This window comes from Cellulomonas sp. P1_C4 (assembly GCF_056406355.1).
Map to the genome: position 1 here is coordinate 1 of NZ_JBFUAI010000015.1, position 19,642 is coordinate 19,642.

The 19,642-nt window shown below is 71.2% G+C and carries 22 protein-coding genes; 10 read left to right on the forward strand and 12 right to left on the reverse strand.

Annotated features, from left to right (window positions below):
* Nucleotides 1–771, reverse strand: a 771-nt coding sequence (locus AC1DYZ_RS13120; RefSeq protein ID WP_477065631.1) for a DUF222 domain-containing protein, incomplete at its 3' end; no start/stop codon positions are given.
* Nucleotides 772–1,259: 488 nt separating this feature from the next.
* Here AC1DYZ_RS13120 and AC1DYZ_RS13125 point away from each other — a divergent pair.
* A complete protein-coding gene (locus AC1DYZ_RS13125) occupies nt 1,260–1,541 on the forward strand; it encodes a hypothetical protein (protein WP_477065632.1) in 282 nt (93 codons plus the stop codon).
* Nucleotides 1,542–1,559: 18 nt separating this feature from the next.
* Nucleotides 1,560–2,303 carry a M15 family metallopeptidase gene (locus tag AC1DYZ_RS13130; RefSeq protein WP_477065633.1) on the forward strand — a complete coding sequence of 248 codons (744 nt, stop codon included), beginning with the start codon at nt 1,560–1,562 and terminating at the stop codon, nt 2,301–2,303.
* Between the two features lie 3 nt (nt 2,304–2,306).
* Here the strand turns inward: AC1DYZ_RS13130 and AC1DYZ_RS13135 are convergent, their stop codons facing one another.
* The gene (locus tag AC1DYZ_RS13135) at nt 2,307–2,684 is read right to left on the reverse strand and encodes an iron chaperone (protein ID WP_477065634.1); all 378 of its coding nucleotides are present in this window, start codon (nt 2,682–2,684) and stop codon (nt 2,307–2,309) included.
* Nucleotides 2,685–2,686: 2 nt separating this feature from the next.
* A complete protein-coding gene (locus tag AC1DYZ_RS13140) occupies nt 2,687–3,121 on the reverse strand; it encodes a PNPOx family protein (protein ID WP_477065635.1) in 435 nt (144 codons plus the stop codon).
* 201 nt (nt 3,122–3,322) lie between these two features.
* On the opposite strand from AC1DYZ_RS13140, the gene AC1DYZ_RS13145 reads away from it, so the two are divergent.
* Nucleotides 3,323–3,598 (forward strand): iron-sulfur cluster assembly accessory protein, encoded by a 276-nt coding sequence (locus AC1DYZ_RS13145; RefSeq protein WP_477065636.1) that lies wholly within the window; start codon nt 3,323–3,325, stop codon nt 3,596–3,598.
* A 100-nt stretch (nt 3,599–3,698) separates the two neighbouring features.
* Here the strand turns inward: AC1DYZ_RS13145 and AC1DYZ_RS13150 are convergent, their stop codons facing one another.
* Nucleotides 3,699–4,319: an FMN reductase gene (locus AC1DYZ_RS13150; RefSeq protein WP_477065637.1), complete on the reverse strand. Its 621-nt coding sequence runs from the start codon at nt 4,317–4,319 to the stop codon at nt 3,699–3,701.
* A gap of 38 nt (nt 4,320–4,357) precedes the next feature.
* Nucleotides 4,358–5,515: an LLM class flavin-dependent oxidoreductase gene (locus AC1DYZ_RS13155; RefSeq protein WP_477065746.1), complete on the reverse strand. Its 1,158-nt coding sequence runs from the start codon at nt 5,513–5,515 to the stop codon at nt 4,358–4,360.
* Between the two features lie 189 nt (nt 5,516–5,704).
* Between AC1DYZ_RS13155 and AC1DYZ_RS13160 the strand changes: the two genes are divergently transcribed.
* Nucleotides 5,705–7,108, forward strand: coding sequence for an FAD-binding oxidoreductase (locus AC1DYZ_RS13160; RefSeq protein WP_477065638.1), 1,404 nt, complete (start codon nt 5,705–5,707; stop codon nt 7,106–7,108).
* Nucleotides 7,109–7,137: 29 nt separating this feature from the next.
* On the opposite strand, the gene AC1DYZ_RS13165 is transcribed toward AC1DYZ_RS13160, so the two are convergent.
* The 4 genes from AC1DYZ_RS13165 to AC1DYZ_RS13180 form a co-directional block, all read right to left on the reverse strand.
* Nucleotides 7,138–7,368 (reverse strand): hypothetical protein, encoded by a 231-nt coding sequence (locus AC1DYZ_RS13165; protein ID WP_477065639.1) that lies wholly within the window; start codon nt 7,366–7,368, stop codon nt 7,138–7,140.
* Nucleotides 7,349–8,080: a signal peptidase I gene (locus tag AC1DYZ_RS13170; protein WP_477065640.1), complete on the reverse strand. Its 732-nt coding sequence runs from the start codon at nt 8,078–8,080 to the stop codon at nt 7,349–7,351. Before AC1DYZ_RS13170 ends, AC1DYZ_RS13165 begins: the two co-directional genes overlap by 20 nt.
* Nucleotides 8,080–8,778, reverse strand: a complete 699-nt coding sequence (locus AC1DYZ_RS13175) for a hypothetical protein (RefSeq protein ID WP_477065641.1) — start codon at nt 8,776–8,778, stop codon at nt 8,080–8,082. The genes AC1DYZ_RS13170 and AC1DYZ_RS13175 overlap by 1 nt, the downstream gene beginning before the upstream one ends.
* 84 nt (nt 8,779–8,862) lie before the next feature.
* Nucleotides 8,863–10,983, reverse strand: coding sequence for a putative bifunctional diguanylate cyclase/phosphodiesterase (locus AC1DYZ_RS13180; protein WP_477065642.1), 2,121 nt, complete (start codon nt 10,981–10,983; stop codon nt 8,863–8,865).
* Between the two features lie 176 nt (nt 10,984–11,159).
* On the opposite strand from AC1DYZ_RS13180, the gene msrB reads away from it, so the two are divergent.
* From msrB to AC1DYZ_RS13195, 3 genes are all read left to right on the forward strand, one after another.
* Nucleotides 11,160–11,561, forward strand: a complete 402-nt coding sequence (gene msrB / locus AC1DYZ_RS13185; RefSeq protein ID WP_477065643.1) for a peptide-methionine (R)-S-oxide reductase MsrB — start codon at nt 11,160–11,162, stop codon at nt 11,559–11,561.
* Between the two features lie 115 nt (nt 11,562–11,676).
* Nucleotides 11,677–12,459, forward strand: coding sequence for an NERD domain-containing protein (locus AC1DYZ_RS13190; protein WP_477065644.1), 783 nt, complete (start codon nt 11,677–11,679; stop codon nt 12,457–12,459).
* A 107-nt stretch (nt 12,460–12,566) separates the two neighbouring features.
* Entirely contained in the window at nt 12,567–13,016 is a 450-nt protein-coding gene (locus tag AC1DYZ_RS13195) for a MarR family winged helix-turn-helix transcriptional regulator (RefSeq protein WP_477065645.1), read from the forward strand.
* A 55-nt stretch (nt 13,017–13,071) separates the two neighbouring features.
* Here the strand turns inward: AC1DYZ_RS13195 and AC1DYZ_RS13200 are convergent, their stop codons facing one another.
* The 3 genes from AC1DYZ_RS13200 to AC1DYZ_RS13210 all read right to left on the reverse strand — a co-directional run bounded on the left by AC1DYZ_RS13200 (nt 13,072) and on the right by AC1DYZ_RS13210 (nt 16,882).
* Nucleotides 13,072–14,757: an MDR family MFS transporter gene (locus AC1DYZ_RS13200; protein WP_477065646.1), complete on the reverse strand. Its 1,686-nt coding sequence runs from the start codon at nt 14,755–14,757 to the stop codon at nt 13,072–13,074.
* Nucleotides 14,758–14,798: 41 nt separating this feature from the next.
* Entirely contained in the window at nt 14,799–15,269 is a 471-nt protein-coding gene (locus AC1DYZ_RS13205; protein WP_477065647.1) for a MarR family winged helix-turn-helix transcriptional regulator, read from the reverse strand.
* Between the two features lie 125 nt (nt 15,270–15,394).
* Nucleotides 15,395–16,882, reverse strand: a complete 1,488-nt coding sequence (locus AC1DYZ_RS13210; RefSeq protein ID WP_477065648.1) for a sugar porter family MFS transporter — start codon at nt 16,880–16,882, stop codon at nt 15,395–15,397.
* 204 nt (nt 16,883–17,086) lie between these two features.
* On the opposite strand from AC1DYZ_RS13210, the gene AC1DYZ_RS13215 reads away from it, so the two are divergent.
* From AC1DYZ_RS13215 to AC1DYZ_RS13225, 3 genes are all read left to right on the forward strand, one after another.
* Nucleotides 17,087–17,686, forward strand: coding sequence for a hypothetical protein (locus tag AC1DYZ_RS13215; protein ID WP_456826328.1), 600 nt, complete (start codon nt 17,087–17,089; stop codon nt 17,684–17,686).
* 323 nt (nt 17,687–18,009) lie between these two features.
* Nucleotides 18,010–18,630 (forward strand): DUF47 domain-containing protein, encoded by a 621-nt coding sequence (locus tag AC1DYZ_RS13220; RefSeq protein WP_477065649.1) that lies wholly within the window; start codon nt 18,010–18,012, stop codon nt 18,628–18,630.
* Nucleotides 18,631–18,635: 5 nt separating this feature from the next.
* Nucleotides 18,636–19,637 carry an inorganic phosphate transporter gene (locus tag AC1DYZ_RS13225; RefSeq protein WP_477065650.1) on the forward strand — a complete coding sequence of 334 codons (1,002 nt, stop codon included), beginning with the start codon at nt 18,636–18,638 and terminating at the stop codon, nt 19,635–19,637.
* Nucleotides 19,638–19,642: the final 5 nt, after the last annotated feature.

A 19,642-nucleotide genomic window follows, 5' to 3' on the forward strand; every position in this document is an offset into this window, starting at 1 on the left:
GGTGCTCTGCCGGTCCAAGATCGAGGTGAACACGTCGCTGAACGCGTCCGCGCGGCGTTGATCGACCGTCCGGGTGTCTCCGTCGAGGGCGGCGTGCCCGGCCAGGGCGTCGATCGCGGTGAATGCCGCGGTCGCCTCGGTGGCGGGTAGGTAGGCGATCAGCCTGGCCATCGCGTCCGGGGCGAGCACCAGCTCGACCCCGCGCCGGTCGCGTTCGGCGACTCGTCGTTTCTCCGCGACTCCCGGGTTCAGCGCGATCAGCGCGGCGCGCACGTGCCGGGTCAGCTGCGGGACCGTCATCTCGCCCGCGGACTGGATCGCGTCGTCGACCACCGCGGTGACGTCGCTGGTGGGTACGTCCGCGCCTGCCTTGGAGACCTCGTCCAGGATCACGTCGACCTTGCGTGCCTCCAGGGCGCCGGCTGCCCACGCGTCACCGAGGGCCGGGTGCTGGGCGGCGCCCCAGGCGCGCAGGAACACGAGCTCCGCGGCCCGTTTCGTGCATACCAAGGCGCAGGCCAGCTCATCGGGCACATGCCGCAACGCATCGGGCGTGCGCGCCCCCAGCTCGCAGGCGAACGACCCCTGCAGGGCTTGCAGCATGGTGATCGCCTGCTGGGTGGCGGCTACCGCGTTGACCAGGGCCGCGCCGGACATGTCAGCGACCGGCACCGCGGTCAGCATCGCCACCAGCTCCGCGACGTCGACGCCGGGCAGCGGGAAGTGCTCCACCGCCGCTAGATCGATCACCTTCGCGTCCGGACCTGGCACGGGCGTGACACCTGGGCGCCCGCCATGCCCCGAGTCCGCCCACACCAACGCCGGTGTCCCGTGCGTGCCCGGCGAGGTGGAAGCAGCTGACGAGCCGGCAGTCGCGGAAGGATCGCAGGAGTCCGCCGTCGCGGAAGTGCTCGTCGCGCGAGCGTCAGCAGGCGCCGGCGGGGATGGGGGGTCGGGTGTCGGCGCGGGCGACCCGGCACGCTCGCCCAGGGCGGAGGAGTCGGGCGACGCCTCGGACGGGTTCCCCGGGGCAGCGGGCGAGGCCGGGTTGCGGACGGCTCCCGCGACGGCGTGCGCGGCCGTGGCGTCGACCTCGAGACGTTCGAGCACCGCCGTCACCGTGACCACCTCCTGTCGCACGAACGATCCGATCCGGACATAGAACAACTGTACGACCGACCACTGACATTCATCCCTGACCAGCACAAACGCGACGCGTCAGAGCGCGCACGCCCGAACATCGCTCGTACACTTGTTCGATGATCCGCGACATCGACTGGTCGAAGTGGCAGCGCACGCCACGCGGCTGGGTGCGGGTGCCGCCGCAGGGCTGCCCGGCGGGCCACCGGTGGACCACGAGCGGGCCGGGCCGACCGTCGGAGCGGTTCGTCACGTGCGGGTGCACGGTCGACCGGCACCACACGCTCTGGGTGTGCCCCGCGTGCGGCATGCACTGCGCGGAGGGGTGCATCAACCCGGAGCTGTGGGCCGGCACGACGGTGTCGTCGGGAATCTCCGGCAACCGACGCGGGGTGGTGTGAACGCGGGATAGTGGCGGCATGGGGCGGGCAGCGGTGATGGGGATCGTTCTCGTCGTCGCGACCCTGGCGGGCTGCGCGTCGTCGACGCCGAGCCGCGCCCCGAAGATGAGCGTCTCGCCGACAAGTGAGCCCACCGCAGTCACCGCACCCCTCGTGCCCGACGTCGACGAGCCGCCCGTGGTCGCGGTGGCGCCGGCGTTCACCTCGGCGATCAGCACGATCAGTCCCGAGCTGGCTGACCGGATGAGCGCGTCGTGGCGCCCCGGCTGCCCGGTGCCGCTGGAGGACCTCCGCTACGTCACGGTCACGCACCGCACCTTCGACGGCGCCGACGCTCAGGGCGAGCTGGTGGTCCACGCGGACGCGGCGCAGGACGTCGTGACGGTGTTTCACGCGCTGTTCGACGCGGGCTACCCGGTCCGCTCGCTGCGGCTGGTCGACGACTTCGCGGCGAGCGACGACGACTCGATGGCCGCGGACAACACGTCGGCGTTCAACTGCCGGGCGATCACGGGTGGCACGAGATKGTCGGAGCACGCATACGGCCGGGCGATCGACCTCAACCCGGTGGAGACCCCCTACGTCAACGGCAGATCGGTCGCGCCGGACGCGGGTCGGGAGTTCGCCGACCGCCCGGACGCCCCGGGCGTTATCCATGCCGGCGACGAGGTGGTGCGTGCTTTCGCGCGGGTCGGCTGGCAGTGGGGCGGCGCGTGGGACTCGCCGATCGACTACCAGCACTTCTCGCCGTCGGGCCGCTGAGGGTCAGCCGTCCAACCGGGCGTCGACCTCCGCCATGCGTCGGGTCGCGACGAGCCGGACCGTCTCCGCGGAGAGCGGCGTGGCGGCGTCGAACTGCAGCGTCGCACCCGACAGGCGCCCCTCGGTGAGGGTCCCGGCCAGGGCGCGCGCCAGGGGCGGGCTCATCAGGTGCACGCTGCAGTGCGCCTTCGCGACGGAGAGCGCCACCAGACCAGCGCCGCGGTACTTGATCGTCGGCACCTGGTAGGAGATCACCTGCTCCGCGTCGGGGACGACGGCGAGGAAGTGGTCGCGCACGGCGCGGAGCGCGGCGCCCTGTGCCGTCGGGACCGCGTCGAGGTACTCCTCAACGGTCGTCGCGGGATATCCGTCTCGCGTCACAGCTACGCCTCCTGGGGTTCTGACGACCGACGGACCGGTGACACCGGGCGGACGGGATGGGCGGCGAGCTCGACGAACTCGTTCACGCGCAGGCCGGCGAGCGCCACGCGGATCACGCCAGGCACCAGGCGCGCGCCGGCCTCGCCGTGCAGCCGGACGGGGTGGCTCAGGGCAAGGACGTTCCCGCGCCGGACCATCCGCGCATCGGCGCCCACCACCGACACGTTCGGCAGCCACTGCACGTGCGGGCCGTACGTCAGCGCGATGACGACCCCGCGCGGTGTCGGGAACGCGAACACCGGCGTGCGGAACCGCCGACCGCTGCGCCGGCCGGTGTGGTGCAGCGTCGCGAGGGGCGGGAGCCAGTCGGAGAGCACGCCGAGGATCGGGTTGGTCACGCGGCGGTTGACGCGCGTGACCCACAGAGGGATCGGCATGGAAGTCGACGCTAGCGCCGCGGCGAGCGCGGAGCCTAGGGGCGTCGGGACGCCCGTGGCGACCTCTAGACACTCTGGACGCCGAGAGTCTCGCCCAGCGGACGCCGAGTTGCGCGGCTCGGGCGGCCGTGGTGACCGTAGAGGTGTCCGACGAGCCGCCCCGCAACGGGTGGCGCCCCCGGCAACGGAAGGAGAGCCACTGTGCTCACCCTGACTGACAGCGCCCGCACCGCCGTCCACACGCTCACGACGAAGGCCGGACTGCCCGACGACACGGGCGGCCTCCGGATCGCCCAGCAGGAGGCCGGCGGCTTCGAGCTCGCGCTCGTCCCTGAGCCCCTCCCGGGCGACGACGTGGTGACCGACGGGTCGACCCGCGTCTACGTCGACCCCGAGGCGTCGCGCACGCTGGCCGACCAGCGTCTCGACGTGGAGCCGGCCGCCACCGGCTCGGCGTTCACGCTCAGCCCGCAGTAACGCAGCCCGGCAGGCGGTGAGCCTCTCCCCCTCCGCTCACCGCCGTCGCCATGCACGACGAAGGGGCCCGACGCGAGTCGGGCCCCTTCGTCGTGAGAGCTCAGGCGCCGCCCAGCAGCTGGTCGAACGACGGCACGGCGTCGTAGAGCCCGACGGGCGCGGAGGGCTCCCGGTCGGCCACCATCTCGGCCAGCTCGCGGCCCGCGCGGCGGATCCGGTTCGGCAGCGGGTTGACGTCGTCGCCGCCGCCGTCGGCCCAGTCGTCGGTGGCGGCGAACACGGCCGTACCGGCGACGTCGGCCCGCAGGTAGGCGAACAGCGGCCGCAGCGCGTACTCGAGCGCCAGCGAGTGCCGCCCGGTGCCGCCCGTCGCCCCGACGAGCACGGGCCGCCCGACGAGGGCGTCCTTGTCGAGGATGTCGACGAACGACTTGAACAGCCCGGAGTAGGACGCCGAGAAGATGGGCGTGACGGCGATGACGCCGTCCGCGGCCGTGACCTTCTCGATGACCTCCGTGAGGGGGCCGGAGGCGAAGCCCGTGAGGGTCATGTTGACCACCTCGTGGGCGACGTCGCGCAGCTCCACCGTCTCGACGTGCGCCGTGATGCCGCGCGCGGCGAGCTCAGTGACGGTCGCGTCGGCGAGGCGGTCGGCCAGCAGACGCGTGGACGAGGGCTGGGACAGCCCGGCCGAGATGACGACGATCGAGCGGTCGCTCATCGTGGTCCCTTTCCCGAACAGTGAAGACGAAGACGAGGTCATGAGGACAGCGAGTCCTCGGCCCGGAGGCCGGTGTAGTCGTCGGTCGCGCCGACGGTCTGCTCACGCACGGTACCCGCGGCCACGGCCTTCGCCACCCGCTCGGCGTGGGTCGGCGGGTTCGCCGGCACGTGCGCGGGACGCGCGGCCTCGGCCTCGGCACGCAGCACCGGGACGACCTCGGTCGCGAGGATGTCGATCTGCTCGAGCACCGTCTTGAGCGGCAGGCCGGCGTGGTCCATCAGGAACATCTGGCGCTGGTAGTGCCCGACCTGGTCGCGGAACTTGCCGTAGCGGTCGATGACCTGCTGCGGGCTGCCCACGGTCAGCGGGGTGTCGCGCATGAAGTCCTCCATCGACGGACCGTGCCCGTAGACGGGCGCGTTGTCGAAGTAGGGCCGGAACTCCTTGACGGCGTCCTGCGAGTTCTTGTTCATGAACACCTGCCCGCCGAGCCCGACGATCGCCTGGTCGRCCTGGCCGTGCCCGTAGTGCTCGTAGCGCTGACGGTAGAAGTTGACCATCTGCGCGGCGTGCTCGAGCGGCCAGAAGATCGCGTTGTGCAGGAAGCCGTCACCGTAGTAGGCGGCCTGCTCGGCGATCTCGGGGCTCCGGATCGAGCCGTGCCATACGAACGGCGGGACGCCGTCCAGCGGGCGCGGGGTCGAGGTGAAGCCCTGCAGCGGCGTGCGGAACTTGCCCTCCCAGTCCACGACCTCCTCCTCCCAGAGGCGGCGCAGCAGCGCGTAGTTCTCGATGGCCAGCGGGATGCCCTGGCGGATGTCCTGGCCGAACCACGGGTACACGGGACCGGTGTTGCCGCGGCCCATCATGAGGTCCATGCGTCCGTCCGAGATGACCTGGAGCATCGCGTACTCCTCGGCCAGGCGCACCGGGTCGTTGGTCGTGATCAGCGTGGTCGCGGTCGACAGGATGATGTTCTTCGTCGTGCCCGCGAGGTAGCCGAGCATCGTGGTGGGTGACGAGGGCACGAACGGCGGGTTGTGGTGCTCGCCCGTCGCGAAGACGTCCAGACCCGCGGCGTCCGCGTGCTGGGCGATGGTGAGCATGTTGCGCACCCGCTCCGTGTCGTCCGGCGTCCGGCCGGTGGTCGGATCGGTGGTGACGTCGCCGACGGTGAAGATCCCGAACTGCATCTCACGCCTCACTCGCTAGAGGTTCATGCGTTTGCATGTACTTGCCGCTCAACAGGGCACCCCCCGGACCTATTCCCCTGCGACGCCGCGCTTCCACAACTTCGGACAACTCGGATGTATCAGGCGGCCCGTACGCGTCCCTTTCTGCCCGTGCGCCGAACGACGGCGCGGACAGGAAAGGGCACGACCATGACCATCCTCAGCTCGCAGATCGGTGCGGACTACCGTCCCGCCGCCGCAGCAGCCGTCCAGGCGCTCGCCGACTCCGGCATCCCGGTGCACCTGCCCGGGACCGAGGCGTACGCGGCCCGCACGGGCACCAGCAATCTCATCAAGGCGATCCGCCCGGCGGCCGTCGTCGCCGCGCGTGGCGCCGAGGACATCAGCCGCACGCTCCGCCTCGCCGCCACCGCCGGGCTGCGCGTCGCGGTGCAGGGCACCGGCCACGGCGCCACCGAGACCATGCAGGACGCGATCCTGGTGAGCACCGCCGCCCTCGACGAGCTCACGGTCCACGCCGACGAGCGCTGGGCGCGCATCGGTGCGGGCGTGAGGTGGGGCGCCGTCCTCGAGGCGTGCGCGCCGTACGGGCTCGCGGGCCTGGCGGGCTCGTCGCCGGACGTCGGCGTCGTCGGCTACCTCACGGGCGGCGGGCTCGGCCCGGTAGCCCGCACGCACGGGCTCGCGTCGGACACGGTCCGCGCGTTCGAGGTGGTCACCGGGGACGGCGCGATCCGCCGGGTCACGGCGACCAGCCACCCCGACCTGTTCTGGGGCCTGCGCGGCGGTAAGGGCACGCTCGGCATCGTCACCGCGGTCGAGATCGATCTCGTCGAGCAGGCCACCCTGTATGCCGGCGCGCTGTGGTTCGCCGACACCGACACCGCCGCCGTCGTCCGCACGTGGAGCCAGTGGTGCGAGCTGCTGCCCGACGAGGGCACCACGTCGATCGCGATCATGCGGCTGCCCGACATGCCGATGTTCCCCGAGCCGCTGCGCGGCAGGACCTCCGTCTCCGTGCGGTTCGCCTGGACCGGGGACCCGGCCGTCGGCGAGGAGATGATCCGGGCGATCCGCTGCCTGGGGACACCCCTCATCGACACCGTGCAGGTCATGCCGTACGCGGCGCTCGGAGCCGTGCACTCGGACCCGGTCGACCCCATGCCCCTGCACGAGCAGCACAGCCTGCTGGACGACTTCGACCTCCACGCCGCCGACCGGCTGCTGGAGCTGGTGGGCCCGGACGCGCAGTCCGCGCAGGCCATGGTCGAGGTGCGGCAGCTGGGCGGGAAGGTCCGCGACGACCGTGGGGTGCCCAGCGCCTTCGCCCACCGAGACGCGGCGTTCTCGCTGTTCACCATCGGCGTGCTCATCCCGGAGATCGCGCAGGTGGTCACCCGGGACACCGCGCGGGTGCACGACGGCATGGCGCCGTGGRCGCGCGACGGTGGCCTGCCCAACTTCACGGACTCCGCCGGGCCGCAGTGGGCCGAGCGGGTGTTCACGCCCGAGGTAGCGCGCCGCCTGGAGACCGTGTCGATGGTCTACGACCCCGACGCCGTGCTGCTCGCGGCGCGAGGCGTGCGGTCCTGAGCGCTCGACGTCGAGCCAGGCTCCGGTCCTTACGGGGTCGGGGCCTGGCTCGGGCTCGGTTCCACGGAGAAGGTGATCGACATCTCTGCGGAGTCCGTGAACTGGGCCGAGGTCGTGCCGACCAGCGGGCTCAGGAGCGCGCACACGGCGAGGGCCGCGGCGACGGCCAGGCGTACGAGCCCCGCGCGGTCGACGGTGAGGAACGTCCGACCGGTCGGTCCAGGGACGGGGTCGGGGAGGTCAGTCGAGGAGGAGCTCATCGACCCTCCTGTCCGCGCTGCTGTCGGCGGGGCGGCTCCGGCTGCCGCGCCGGCTGTCACCGATTGCGAGCAGCTCGAGCGTAGCGAGTGCGACCAGCGGCGGGACGAGCATGACGGCCCGACCCTGCGGTGAACCCGCCCACTGCAGCACCCAGCCCCATCCGCGGTGAACGGCGAGCTGGACGCCTCGGATCTGGCCCACCGGTGTCGCGTTGGCGTCGGGGTCCTTGTTGGCGTCGCCCTTGGTGACGACGTAGTACTTCGTTTTCGGGTTTCCAGCCGCGTCGAGCTTGGGCACCATGTTGCCCGTCGTCTTGTCCTGCTCGAGGTCGGGCAGCTTGCGGAGCTCGACGATGCGGTGCGTGACCAGTTCCGTGGACCCCGTCGGCCAGAACGAGATGATCTGCCCGACCTTCAGGTCCGACTCGTCGGAGATCGCGCGCAGCACGACGACGTCACCAGCGTCGAACTTTGGTGCCATGGACCCCGACGTCACGATGAGCAAGCGCTGGTGGTGCACCTGGAACCAGAGCGGCACGGCGAGCGAGGTCGCATACGCGCCGCCGCACACGATGATGATCGTCCAGAGCGCCACCCCGAGGAGTCGGCGCCAGGTGGGCTTCGGGGCGCGAGAACGCCGCCGACCGAGCACGCGCGGCGCGCGACGGTCGACGGCGGGGGCATCTCGTTGCCCGTCCGACCAGAAGACCATCAGTCTCCGTTATTGACCGTCTGCTCGGCATTGAAGGCAAGGTCCAGCTTCACGGCGGTGTCCTGGAACTCGTTGGTGGCGCCGATCGGGAAATAGACCTTGAAGCAGAGCCACTCCTGACCGCCGGACAGCAGGCGCCGGTCGCCATCGTCCTTGCCCGTCGCTTTGTCTCCCACCAGCTTGGTGAACGTGTCGGGCCAGTTCGACACCCCGTTGGCACTGGGGAGCGGGGTGGCGCCGGCGGGGAACGCGTCCTCGGTGCACTGCGCGCTGGGGATGTTGTCGAAGACGCTCAGCTGGAGCGTCTTGCGCAGGTCACCCTTGATCGGCGCCGGGTCGAGTGTCGGGTCCGGCGTTCCGTTCGGGACAACGGACGCCTGGTAGTAGACCGCGTACCGGAGTGCGAGGGATCCGTTGCTCTTCACGTTCACAGGGACGTACGTGGAGGAGCCGGGCGCGAGGTTCTGCGGCGTGAAGGCGAAGTTCACGTCCTTGCCGATGGCGAGGTCCACGGTGCCGGTCTCGATCGACGCGTTCGCGCTGTCGTTGTCGGTGAAGAGGGCCGACGTCGTCAGCGTGGTGGCGCCGACCGCGGCGAGCCCGACGATCGCCACCGTGGTCCAGAGGCGACGACGACGTGGGGCGTCACGGTGCACCGGAGCGGGGTCGATCATCTCCTGCAGCAGGTCGTCCATCATCTGAGAACCCTCCTAGGGGCGGCGGGAGCCGAAAAAGCATTCATCGGCACCCCGGAGGCCCGACTTGAGGTGTAGGCACGATACTCACCCGTTCGTGGAGTCTGCGCCGGGTGCCCGCGGGGTCCGAGCACGTCGCGTCGTCGGCCGCGGCGCGGCGACTGCCACACCGCCACTGCTGGCGCGTTCGCGGCGCGGTCGCGGGACCGACCGCGTCAGCGGGAGGTCGCCGGCCGGCACAGCCTGCGAGTACAGGAACCCCTGCGCCTGGTCGACGCCGAGCCGGCGCAGGATCACGGCCGTGGCCTCGTCCTCGACGCCCTCGGCGACGACCCGCAGGTCGAACGAGTGGGCCAGGTCGACCATCGCCTGCACGACGACCTCGGAGCCCTCCCGACCATCCGCACCGAGGTCGGACACGAACAGCCGGTCGATCTTCAGCTCGTCCACGGGCAGGTCCCGCAGCTGGGAGATGGACGTGTTGCCGATCCCGAAGTCGTCGATGGCCACCCGGACGCCCAGCGCGCCGAGCCGCTCGAGCACAGGCACCACCCGGGAAGGGTCGGCCACCAGGGCCGTCTCCGTGATCTCGACCTCGAGCAGGTCGGGCGGCACGGCATGCTCCTCGAGGAGCGCCTCGATGAGCTCGACCACGGCGGGCGTCGTCACGTCGTGAGCCGAGAGGTTGACCGCCACCGGGGTCGCGCGGCCATCGGCGCGCCAGGCGGCCAGCTGCGTCACGCACTCCGTGAGGGCGTACCGCGTGACGTCGTGGATGAGGCCGGACTGCTCGGCCAACGGGATGAAGGTGGTGGGCGGCAGGACCCCACGCGTCGGGTGCACCCACCGCATCAGGGCCTCGAGCCCGACGGTCCGTCCCGTCGCCAGCTCGATCTTCGGCTGGTAGTGCATCCGGAGCTCGCGCTCGCCGTCCGGACCCGGGGTCAGCGCGCGGTGCAGGTCGCCCAGCAGCACCAGGCGGGCGGGCGACGAGTCGTCCTCGTCGGCCGAGTACACGGACACGCCGGTGCGGTGGTGCTTGGCGGCGTACATCGCGACGTCCGCGGTCCGCATGAGGGACGACGGGTCGGTCGCATGGTCGGGCAGGCACGCCACGCCGACCGACGTGTCGACGTGCAGCGGCAGCTCGCCCAGCATGAACGGCGGCACGAACAGTCCCCGCACCCGCCGGGCCAGGTGCTCGGCGTTGGCCACGGAGCGCACGTCGGGCAGCAGGATGGCGAACTCGTCACCGCCGAGCCGCGCGACGATGTCGTCGTCCCGCAGCGCGCCTCGCAGCCGTTCCGCGACCTGCTCCAGCAGCTCGTCGCCGCGGTCGTGGCCGAGCGAGTCGTTGATGTCCTTGAACCGGTCGATGTCGAGCAGCATGAGGCCGACGCGCGAGCCGGTCTCGTTCGCCTCGAGGATCGTCCGGCGCATCCGCTCGGCCAGCATGCGGCGGTTGGGCAGGCCCGTGAGCGAGTCGAGGAGCGCGAGCCGCGCGTTCTCCAGCGCCGTGGCGTGCAGCCGTCGGGACGCCGTGAAGACGGTCCGGAAGAGCACGAGCCAGAGCGCGAGCAGCCCGAGGGCCACCACCAGCGACACCGTGCGCACCGCGTCGGAGAGGGCGGCGCTGGCGGCGGTGTGGTCGAGCATGACCTCGGCGGCGCCGATGACGGTGTCGGCGTCGCGCGTGGGGTCGGGATCGGCCGTCTGGCCGGCCAGCACCGGCACATAGACGTCCAGCACGCGACGCTCCGTCCCGCCTTCACCGCCGAGGTCCGTTCCGCGCACATCGGTGATCACCTGCGCGTCGGACCCGTGCGAGGTCTTGGTCACCAGGTCCAGCCGGGCACCGTCGGGGAAGCCGGTCGTTGTATTCGGCTCGGAGCTGTAGATCAGGGAGCCGTCGGGCGCCCAGAGCCGCAGCTCGACGAGCCGCTCCTCGAAGCCTGCCGTCGCCGTCGCCACGGCGAGGGACTGCGACTCAGACAGCACGTCCACCCCGACGAACGACTCGGTCGGCACCGCCGCGGCCGCGTACGTCACGACGGTCTCGGCCGTCGCCGTCCCGTCGTTGATCGACTGCTGCCCCATGACGCTCCACGTGACCCAGACGAGGGCGCACCCGAGCACGACCATGGCCGTGCTGCTGATGACCGCGAACGAGCGGGTCAGCGGCCAGCGGCGGCGGGTTGCTCTTGGCACGGGGGACCTCACGAGCTGGGTGAGCGCGGGTCAGGAGGGCTCCGCGCTGAGGGCGAGAGTATGCGGTACAGGCGTTCAACAGCGACACCCCAGGTCAGAGGATTGTCCCGGCGCGTCGGGAACGTCCCGACGCGCCGCGCGGTTGCAGGGGACGCCAACTTCTTCTGGAGGATCCGATGACGTACGAGGTGACCAAGACCGACGAGCAGTGGGCCCTGGAGCTGGAGCCCCGAGAGTTCGCCGTGCTGCGCCGCGCCGGGACCGAGCGCGCGTGGACCGGGGAGCTGCTGGACGAGAAGCGCGAGGGGGTCTACCGCTGTCGGGCGTGCGGCAACGAGCTGTTCCGCTCCGACACGAAGTTCGACTCGCACTGCGGCTGGCCCAGCTTCTTCTCCCCGCTGGCCGGCGACCGGGTCGAGCTCATCAGCGACCGCACCCTGGGGATGGTTCGCACCGAGGTGCGCTGCGCCAGGTGCGGTTCGCACCTGGGTCACGTGTTCGACGACGCCCCGCAGACGCCGACCGGTGACCGGTTCTGCATGAACTCGGTGAGCCTGACGTTCGAGCCGTCCGCCTGAGCGCCCGCTCGTTCGGGGTGTCGTCCGGCGCGCCGGGCTCGACACCCCGGGCGGGGTGACGTCCGGATGGTCGACGGGGCTGAAGTCGCGTCGCCCCGGTGCCGATAATGCAGACGTGGAAGATGTCCTGACGGTGCGACGGTGGAGGCGCTACGGCGCCGACCGTCTCTATGTCACGCAGGAGACCGGCGCCCGCGTCGGCTCGGTCGACCTGCAGTCGGGCGAGGTCGTCGTCGACGACCCCCACTTCGAGAGCGGGCTGCGCCGCGCGGCGCAGGCGTACCTGCGGGCCGACGTGGCCGAGCTGGCCATGACGCTGCCGACGCAGGCCTCCGGTTCCCTGGCCCCGAAGGACGAGGCTGCGCTCCAGGCGTGGCTCGGCGGGACCGACTGGGACGCCATCGACCTCGCGACCATCMGCTCCGAGCGCGGCAGCTCCGTGCGCACCCGGCTCGAGCGACTCGGCGACGAGGGCTGGCAGGTGGTGCACGACGTGCCGCTCGGCCGGCAGGGCAGCCTGGTCGAGCACCTGCTCATCGGTCCGGCGGGCATCTTCACCATCGCCGAGCGCCGGCACCCCGGACAGCGGGTCGTCGTCGAGGGCCGGACCCTCGAGGTCGACGGGCGGTCCATGTCCTACCTGCGCGACGCGCGGCTCGAGGCCACGCGCGTGCAGGGCGCGCTGCTCGCGGCGGCGTGCGCGGCCATCACGGTCCGCGGTGTCGTCGTGGTGCAGGGCCAGCTCGACGTGCGCACGGTGCAGCCGCAGCACGACGCGTTCGTGATCACCCGCCAGGACGTGCAGGCGGTGTTCCGGGCGATGCCCGTGCGGCTCGACCCGGCGCGCATCGCGGCGATCGCCCACGTCGCCCGGCAGCGAGCGACCTGGTCGCACTGAGGCGGTTGGGTGTTGACACCCCTCCCACGCGGTGATCTGCTGAAACGCTCCCACCCGTCGGGGTGGCGGTGCAGCGAATTTCGCGCCGGTCCCGTCAGGATGTGACCGTGGTCGACGAACAGTTCCGGCAGCTCGAGCGCGAGCTCGGTCTTCTGCTGCGCCGCGCGCAAGCCTCCTCGGCGTCGATCTCGCGCGACGTGCACCCCGATCTCGAGCCCGCCGCCTACTCGCTCCTCGCGCTCATCGCGGCGACGCCGGGCATCCGCGCCAGCGACCTCGCGACCAACATCGGCGTGGGCCGCGGCACCATGTCGCGGCAGCTCGCCCGGCTGGGGTCGCTCGGTCTGGTGTCCCGCCGTCCGGATCCGGACGACTACCGCGGTCAGCTCCTCGAGCTGACGGACGAGGGCCGGCAGCGCTACGAGACCGCGCAGCAGGCGCGCCGCGCATTCCTGCACCGCGCGCTGACCGGGTGGAGCGACTCCGACATCGAGGCGCTGGCCGATCAGCTGGCTCGGCTCAACGCGGACCTCGCAGCCGCGCGCCGTACGCACTGAGACATAGACAGAGCCCCGCGACCGGTGACGGTGGCGGGGCTCTGTCGTGCCCGGGTCAGTCTCTCGCGGAGACCTTCTGCTCGGCCTCGAGGGCCTCGAGCTCGGCGTCGGCGGTCTGGGCCGGCTCGACGGCCGCGTCCGGCGAGGTGGCCGGCGCGAGCATCGCACCCTCCTGCTCGAGCATCTGCTCGATGCCGGAGCGGTTGCCGAGCGGCACCTCCTTGAGGAACAGCACGGCGATCAGCGAGACCAGCGCGACCGGCGCGGCGACGAGGAACAGGTCCGCGATCGCGTTGCCGAAGGACTGCTCGACGACCGCCCGGATGTTCTCGGGGAGGGTCGACAGGTCGGGGATCGCGCCGCTGGAGCCCATGGCGGCCGGGTCGATCCCGAGACCGGTGAGGCCGCGGGCGATCAGCGTGGTCACCCGGTGCGAGAGCACGACGCCCAGCGCGGACACGCCGAGCGCGCCACCGAGGGTCCGGAAGAACGCCACCGTCGAGGTGCCGGAGCCGATCTCCTTGACGTCCAGGGTGTTCTGCACCGCGAGCACGAGGTTCTGCATGAGCATGCCGACGCCCGCGCCGATGATCACCAGGTAGAGGCCGACCAGCGTGAAGCTCGTGTCGGAGTGGATGGTGCCCATGAGGCCGAGGCCCGAGGTCAGCAGGACGGCGCCGGCGATCATGAACTTCTTGTACTTGCCGGTGCGGCTGATGATCTGCCCGGAGATCGTCGACGAGACCAGCAGGCCGAAGATCATCGGGATGGTCAGCAGGCCGGACTGCGTCGGGGTCTTGCCGCGCGCCAGCTGCATGTACTGGCTGAGGAACACGGACGTGCCGAACAGGGCGACGCCGACCGCGATGCTCGCGACGACCGCGAGGACCAGCGTGCGGTTCTTGAACAGGTGCAGCGGGATGATCGGCTCCGCGGCCCGGGACTCCACCCACACGGCCAGGGCGAGGGCGACGATCGCGCCGCCGACCATCGCGGCGGTCTGCCACGAGGCCCACTCGAACGAGGAGCCGGCGAACGTGATCCAGAGCAGCAGGGTCGCGATGCCGAGCGAGATCAGCGTCGCGCCGAGGTAGTCGATCTTCACCTTGCGGGACTTGCGCGCGGGCAGGTGCAGGGTGCGCTGCAGAACGATGATCGCCGCGACCGCGAACGGCAGGCCGATGAAGAAGTTCCAGCGCCAGCCCGGGCCGTCGGTGATGACGCCGCCGAGCAGCGGTCCGCCGACCATGCCGATGCCCATCACGGCGCCCATGAGGCCCATGTACTTGCCGCGCTCGCGGGGGCTGATGATGTCGGAGATCAGGATGGTGCCCAGCGCGGTCAGACCGCCGGCGCCGATGCCCTGCAGCGCGCGCATGCTGATGAGCATGCCGGTGGTGTGCGACAGCCCGGCGAGCGCCGACGACAGCACGGAGATGGCCAGCGCGAGCTGGATGAGCAGCTTGCGGTCGACGAGGTCGGCCAGCTTGCCCCAGATCGGGGTGGAGACGGTGGTGGTCAGCAGGGTGGCCGTGACCACCCAGGTGAAGGCCGACTGCGTGCCGCCCAGGTCGGAGATGATCTTGGGCAGCGACGAGGAGACGACGCTGGTCGCGAGGATCGAGACGAACATCCCGAGCAGGATGCCCGAGAGGGACTCGAGGACCTCGCGGTGGGTCATCTTCGGTGTGGTCGGCTCCGCGGTGCTGGTGGGCTCGGGCGCGGTGGTGGTGCTGGACATGTCTCGCTCTCGTGGTGCTCGATCGATAGGTCGGGTGGGGTTCAGGCGGGGGTGAGCACGTCCTCGGTGGCGAGCCTCGAGATCGTCGTGGTCAGCCGGTCGAGCGATGCCGTGGCGGCCTCGACGTCGACGCTGGACCAGTCGGCGAAGATCTCGTCGACGCGGCGGTCGAGGATGGCGCCGGCCTCGACGGCCAGCGAGCGGCCCGCGGGGGAGAGGCGCACGGTGCGCACGCGCCGGTCGCCGTCGTCGACGGCGCGCTCGACCAGCCCGTCGTCGACCAGCTGGCTCACCTGACGGCTGGCCACCGAGATGTCGACGCGCAGGGCGTGCGCGATGTCGCCGACCTGGAGGGTGCCCTCGCGCTGGAGGATCCGGACGACAGCGAGCGTGCCCTTCGAGCAGCCGATCTCTCGGGCCACCCCCAGCGACGACTCGCGCAGGGCGCGGCTGAAGGCCTCGACCGATCGCAGCAGCGTCTGCGGCGGTGTCTCGGGCCGGACGGACGACATGGCACTCCCTTTGTTGCTCGGCGCAACCATACGACGAATGTTTGCTGCAAGCAACCGAGAGGCGCACTCCTCCGGACGCCACGACGGCCGGGCCCGTGGAGGGGCCCGGCCGTGGGTGGGAGGTGTCAGGCCTTCGTCGCGGAGCCTCGACGCGTGCGGTCGACCTTGACGCCCTCCATGTCCTCGAGCTCGATGCCCTTGGTCTCGGGCACCTTCCAGAGCGTGAAGAAGAAGGACAGCGTCGCGAAGATCGCGTACAGCAGGTACGGGATGGACGCGCCGAACGTGTCGAGCAGCGGGGGGAACGACACGGTGATGACGAAGTTCGCGATCCACTGCGCCGCGGCCGCGACGCCAAGGGCCGCCGCGCGGATGCGGTTGGGGAACATCTCGCCGAGGAGGACCCAGACGAGCGGACCCCAGGTGGCTCCGAAGAACACCACGAACAGGTTGGCCGCGATCAGGGCGATGACCCCCCACGAGCCGTCGAGGGTCAGCTCGTCGCCCGTGCCCGTCGACTGCGTGAAAGCGAGCGCCATGACCCCGAGGGTCACCGCCATGCCGAACGATCCGGTGAGCAGGAGCGGTCGGCGGCCGACCTTGTCGATGAGCGCGATGGCGATGAACGTCACGAGCACGTTGGTGATCGACGTGATCGTGGAGATCATGAACGACTGGCTCTCCTCGAACCCGACGGCCTGCCACAGCGTCGTCGAGTAGTAGAAGATCACGTTGATCCCGACGAACTGCTGGAACACCGACAGCAGGATGCCGATCCAGACGACGGGCAGCAGACCGAACCGGGGGCCCTTGAGGCTGGCCTGCGACTCGAGCTTCTTGTCGGTCGCGATGGTGTGCTCGATCTGCACGACGTGCGCCTCGACGTCGTCGCCCTCCGCGAGCGTGGTGGCCAGGACCTTCTTGGCCTCCTCGCGCTTGCCGGTGGCGATCAGGTAGCGCGGGGACTCGGGGATCCGCAGGGCGAGGATGCCGTACACCGCCGCCGGGATCACCGCGACGATGAACATCCAGCGCCACGCCTCGAGGCCGAACCACAGCTCCTCGGACGCGCCCCCCGCGGCCGTCTGCAGGAGCTGGTCGGAGAGCAGGGCCGCGAAGATACCGAGGGTGATGGCGAGCTGTTGGAGCGACCCGAGCCGCCCGCGCATGGCGGCCGGGGCGATCTCGGCGATGTACGCCGGCGCGATGACCGACGCGATGCCGATGCCGATGCCGGCCATGATGCGCCACAGCACCAGGTCCCAGACACCGGTCGCGAGACCGGAGAGGATCGAGGAGACGAAGAACAGGACCGCCCCGAGGAACATCACCCGGGTGCGGCCCCAGCGGTCCGCGAGCTTGCCACCCAGCCACGCACCGAAGGCGCAGCCCAGCAGGGCGATGGCGACGACGAGCCCGGTGACGGCCGGATCGATGTCGAACTCGCCCTCGATCGCGTCGACGGCGCCGTTGATGACCGAGCTGTCGAAGCCGAAGAGGAAGCCGCCGACCGCGGCGGCGATGGCCAGCGCGATCGCTTTGTTCTTGTACGGGCTCGGCGGGACGGCCGAGCCCCCCGTCGCATCCTCCGGCGACCCTGACGCGTGGGACATGACCCGACCTCCCTCGCCCCCGGGCCGCTCCCGGGAGATCCATCCCCACCTTGGCCCTGGCGCGGTGAGTGCGCACGTCGAAGGACTCGTCGACGCCTCCGACGGCGCTGCGATGTGGCCCGACGTCGGTGTCCGAGGGATCATCGTCCGATGAACGGCACAGGCGGTGGTGACGGCGGGGCCAGACGACCGCGACGCCCCGCGATGCTCGACCCCGCGGCGGCCGACGAGCTCCCCGGCGGGTACGACCCCGCACTGCGCAACGAGGCCGCGCACACGACCGCGGCGGCGCTGGTGCACCGCGGCCGCGCGAACACCGACCCCGAGGTCGTCGCGCGGCTGGTGTCCCTGGTGGAGACCGAGGGCCTCGACGTCGTCGCCGCCCTCTGGTCCGAGAGCCCGGCAGACACGCTCCCCGGTGCGCTGTGGCGGCTCTACGTGCTGCGCGAGTGGGTGCGCCGCGACCCCGTGACCATCGCCGACCGCTACCGCCTCGGCGTGGCGGCGGCGCCGGTGCACGACGTCGTCGCCGGCGTCGCGGACACCCCGGGTCCCGCGGACGTGCGAGCGGTCGCCGACGCGGTGCTCTCCGGCGTCTACACCGGTGAGCTCGACGTCGCGCTCGAGCGTGCCGCCGCGTTCTGTCGCGTGCTCGCCACGGGTGCCGCGTTCGACGCCGACCACCTGGACGACGTCGACCCGAGCGGCGCGGTGCGCCTCACGCGCGGGGCCGCCTCGCTGGTCCGGACGGCCGAGGAGCTCGAGCGCGCGGCGTCGTTGTGGCGCGCGGACCGGCTCGAGTGAGCGCGATCGCGCAGGGGTGAATCCGCAGGTGGGGCCCGCTGGGGCAGGCGCGTCGTCCCCCGACCGCCGCTCGCCGGGCGCCCTCCAGGCGTACGATCACTCTCGACGTCGGGCCGCGGTAGCCCCGGGCTCCATCTCAAGCCGCTTCGAGCGGCCACGCGCCGAGAGGCGCTCCGCGGTCCGGCGTCGCTCATCGCAACGGCCCCCAAGACGTCATCCGGCTGTCACCATGTGTCCATGCGCACGATGCCGTGCGTTAGGCATTCCCTTGACCGTGACCTAGCCTGATCCCCGTCCTCCCACCCCCTTTTCCGGAGCCTGCCGTGCGCCTGCGCCTCACCCCGCGCGACACCACGTTCTTCGACCTCTTCGCCGCACAGGCGGTCCATCTCGTCACCGGCGCGAACCTGCTGGGCGAGATGCTCGGGGCCGATCGGGCCACCCGGAAGGAGATCGGCAAGCGGATCGCCGACGCCGAGCACGAGGCGGACGACGCGACGCACTCGATCATGCGGCGGCTCAACCAGACGTTCGTCACCCCGTTCGACCGCGACGACATCTACAACCTCGCCTCGAGCCTCGACGACTGCATGGACTACATGGAGGAGGCCGCGGACCTCATCGTCCTGTACAAGGTCGACGAGCTGCCCGCCCGGGTGTCCGACCAGGTCCAGGTGCTCCAGCGCGCCGCCGAGCTCACGGCAGAGGCCATGCCCCGCCTGCGTTCGATGGACTCGCTCTCCGAGTACTGGGTCGAGGTCAACCGCCTGGAGAACCAGGCGGACAAGATCCACCGCAAGCTCCTGGCCCAGCTGTTCGACGAGGTCACGGACGCCATCCAGCTGATGAAGGTCAAGGAGATCGTCGAGAAGCTCGAGGACGCCGCCGACGCGTTCGAGAAGGTGGCGAACACCGTCGAGACCATCGCGCTCAAGGAGTCCTGAGCGCGGTGGAACTCGCGCTCGTCATCGTCGTCGTCGCGTTCGCGCTCGGGTTCGACTACACCAACGGCTTCCACGACGCCGCGAACGCGATCGCGACGTCGGTGTCCACCAGGGCCCTCACGCCCCGCGCGGCGCTCATCATGGCGGCCGTGTTCAACCTCGTCGGCGCCCTGCTCGGCACAGAGGTGGCGCAGACCATCGCCGAGGACATCATCAGCATCGGCGGCGTCTCCTCGCAGGAGGCGCTGATCATCGTGCTGTCGGCGCTCATCGGCGCGATCGTCTGGAACCTCATCACCTGGCGGCTCGGCCTGCCCTCGTCGTCGACCCACGCGCTGATCGGCGCGCTCACCGGCGTCGGCGTCGCGGCGGGCGTCACCGTGCACTGGGACGCGATCCTGGACAAGGTCGTCCTCCCGATGGTGCTCTCACCGTTCGTCGGGTTCTTCCTCGCGTTCGCGCTGATGGTCGGTGTGCTGTGGCTCGTGCGGAACTCCGCGCCGGCCCGCACGATGCGGCGGTTCCGGGTGGCGCAGACCGCGTCGGCGGCCGCGATGGCCCTCGGGCACGGCCTCCAGGACGCGCAGAAGACGATGGGTGTCATCGTGCTCGCGCTCGTCGCCGGCGGGTACTACAGCGGCGACGGCATCCCGCTGTGGGTCAAGCTCTCGTCGGCGCTCGCGATCTCGCTCGGCACCTACTCCGGCGGGTGGCGCATCATGCGCACGCTCGGCCGCAAGATCATCGAGCTCGACCCCGCCCGCGGCTTCGTCGCCGAGTCGGTCGCCGCGTCCGTGCTGTACGCGAGCGCGTACTGGCTGCACGCGCCGATCTCGACCACGCACACCATCACGTCCGCGATCATGGGCGTCGGCGCCACCAAGCGGTTGTCCGCCGTGCGCTGGGGCGTCGCCAAGAACATCGCCTACGCCTGGGTACTGACCATTCCCGCCTCCGCGACGGTGGCGGCCTGCGTCTACTGGGTGCTCAACCCGATCCTCACCTGAGCGTC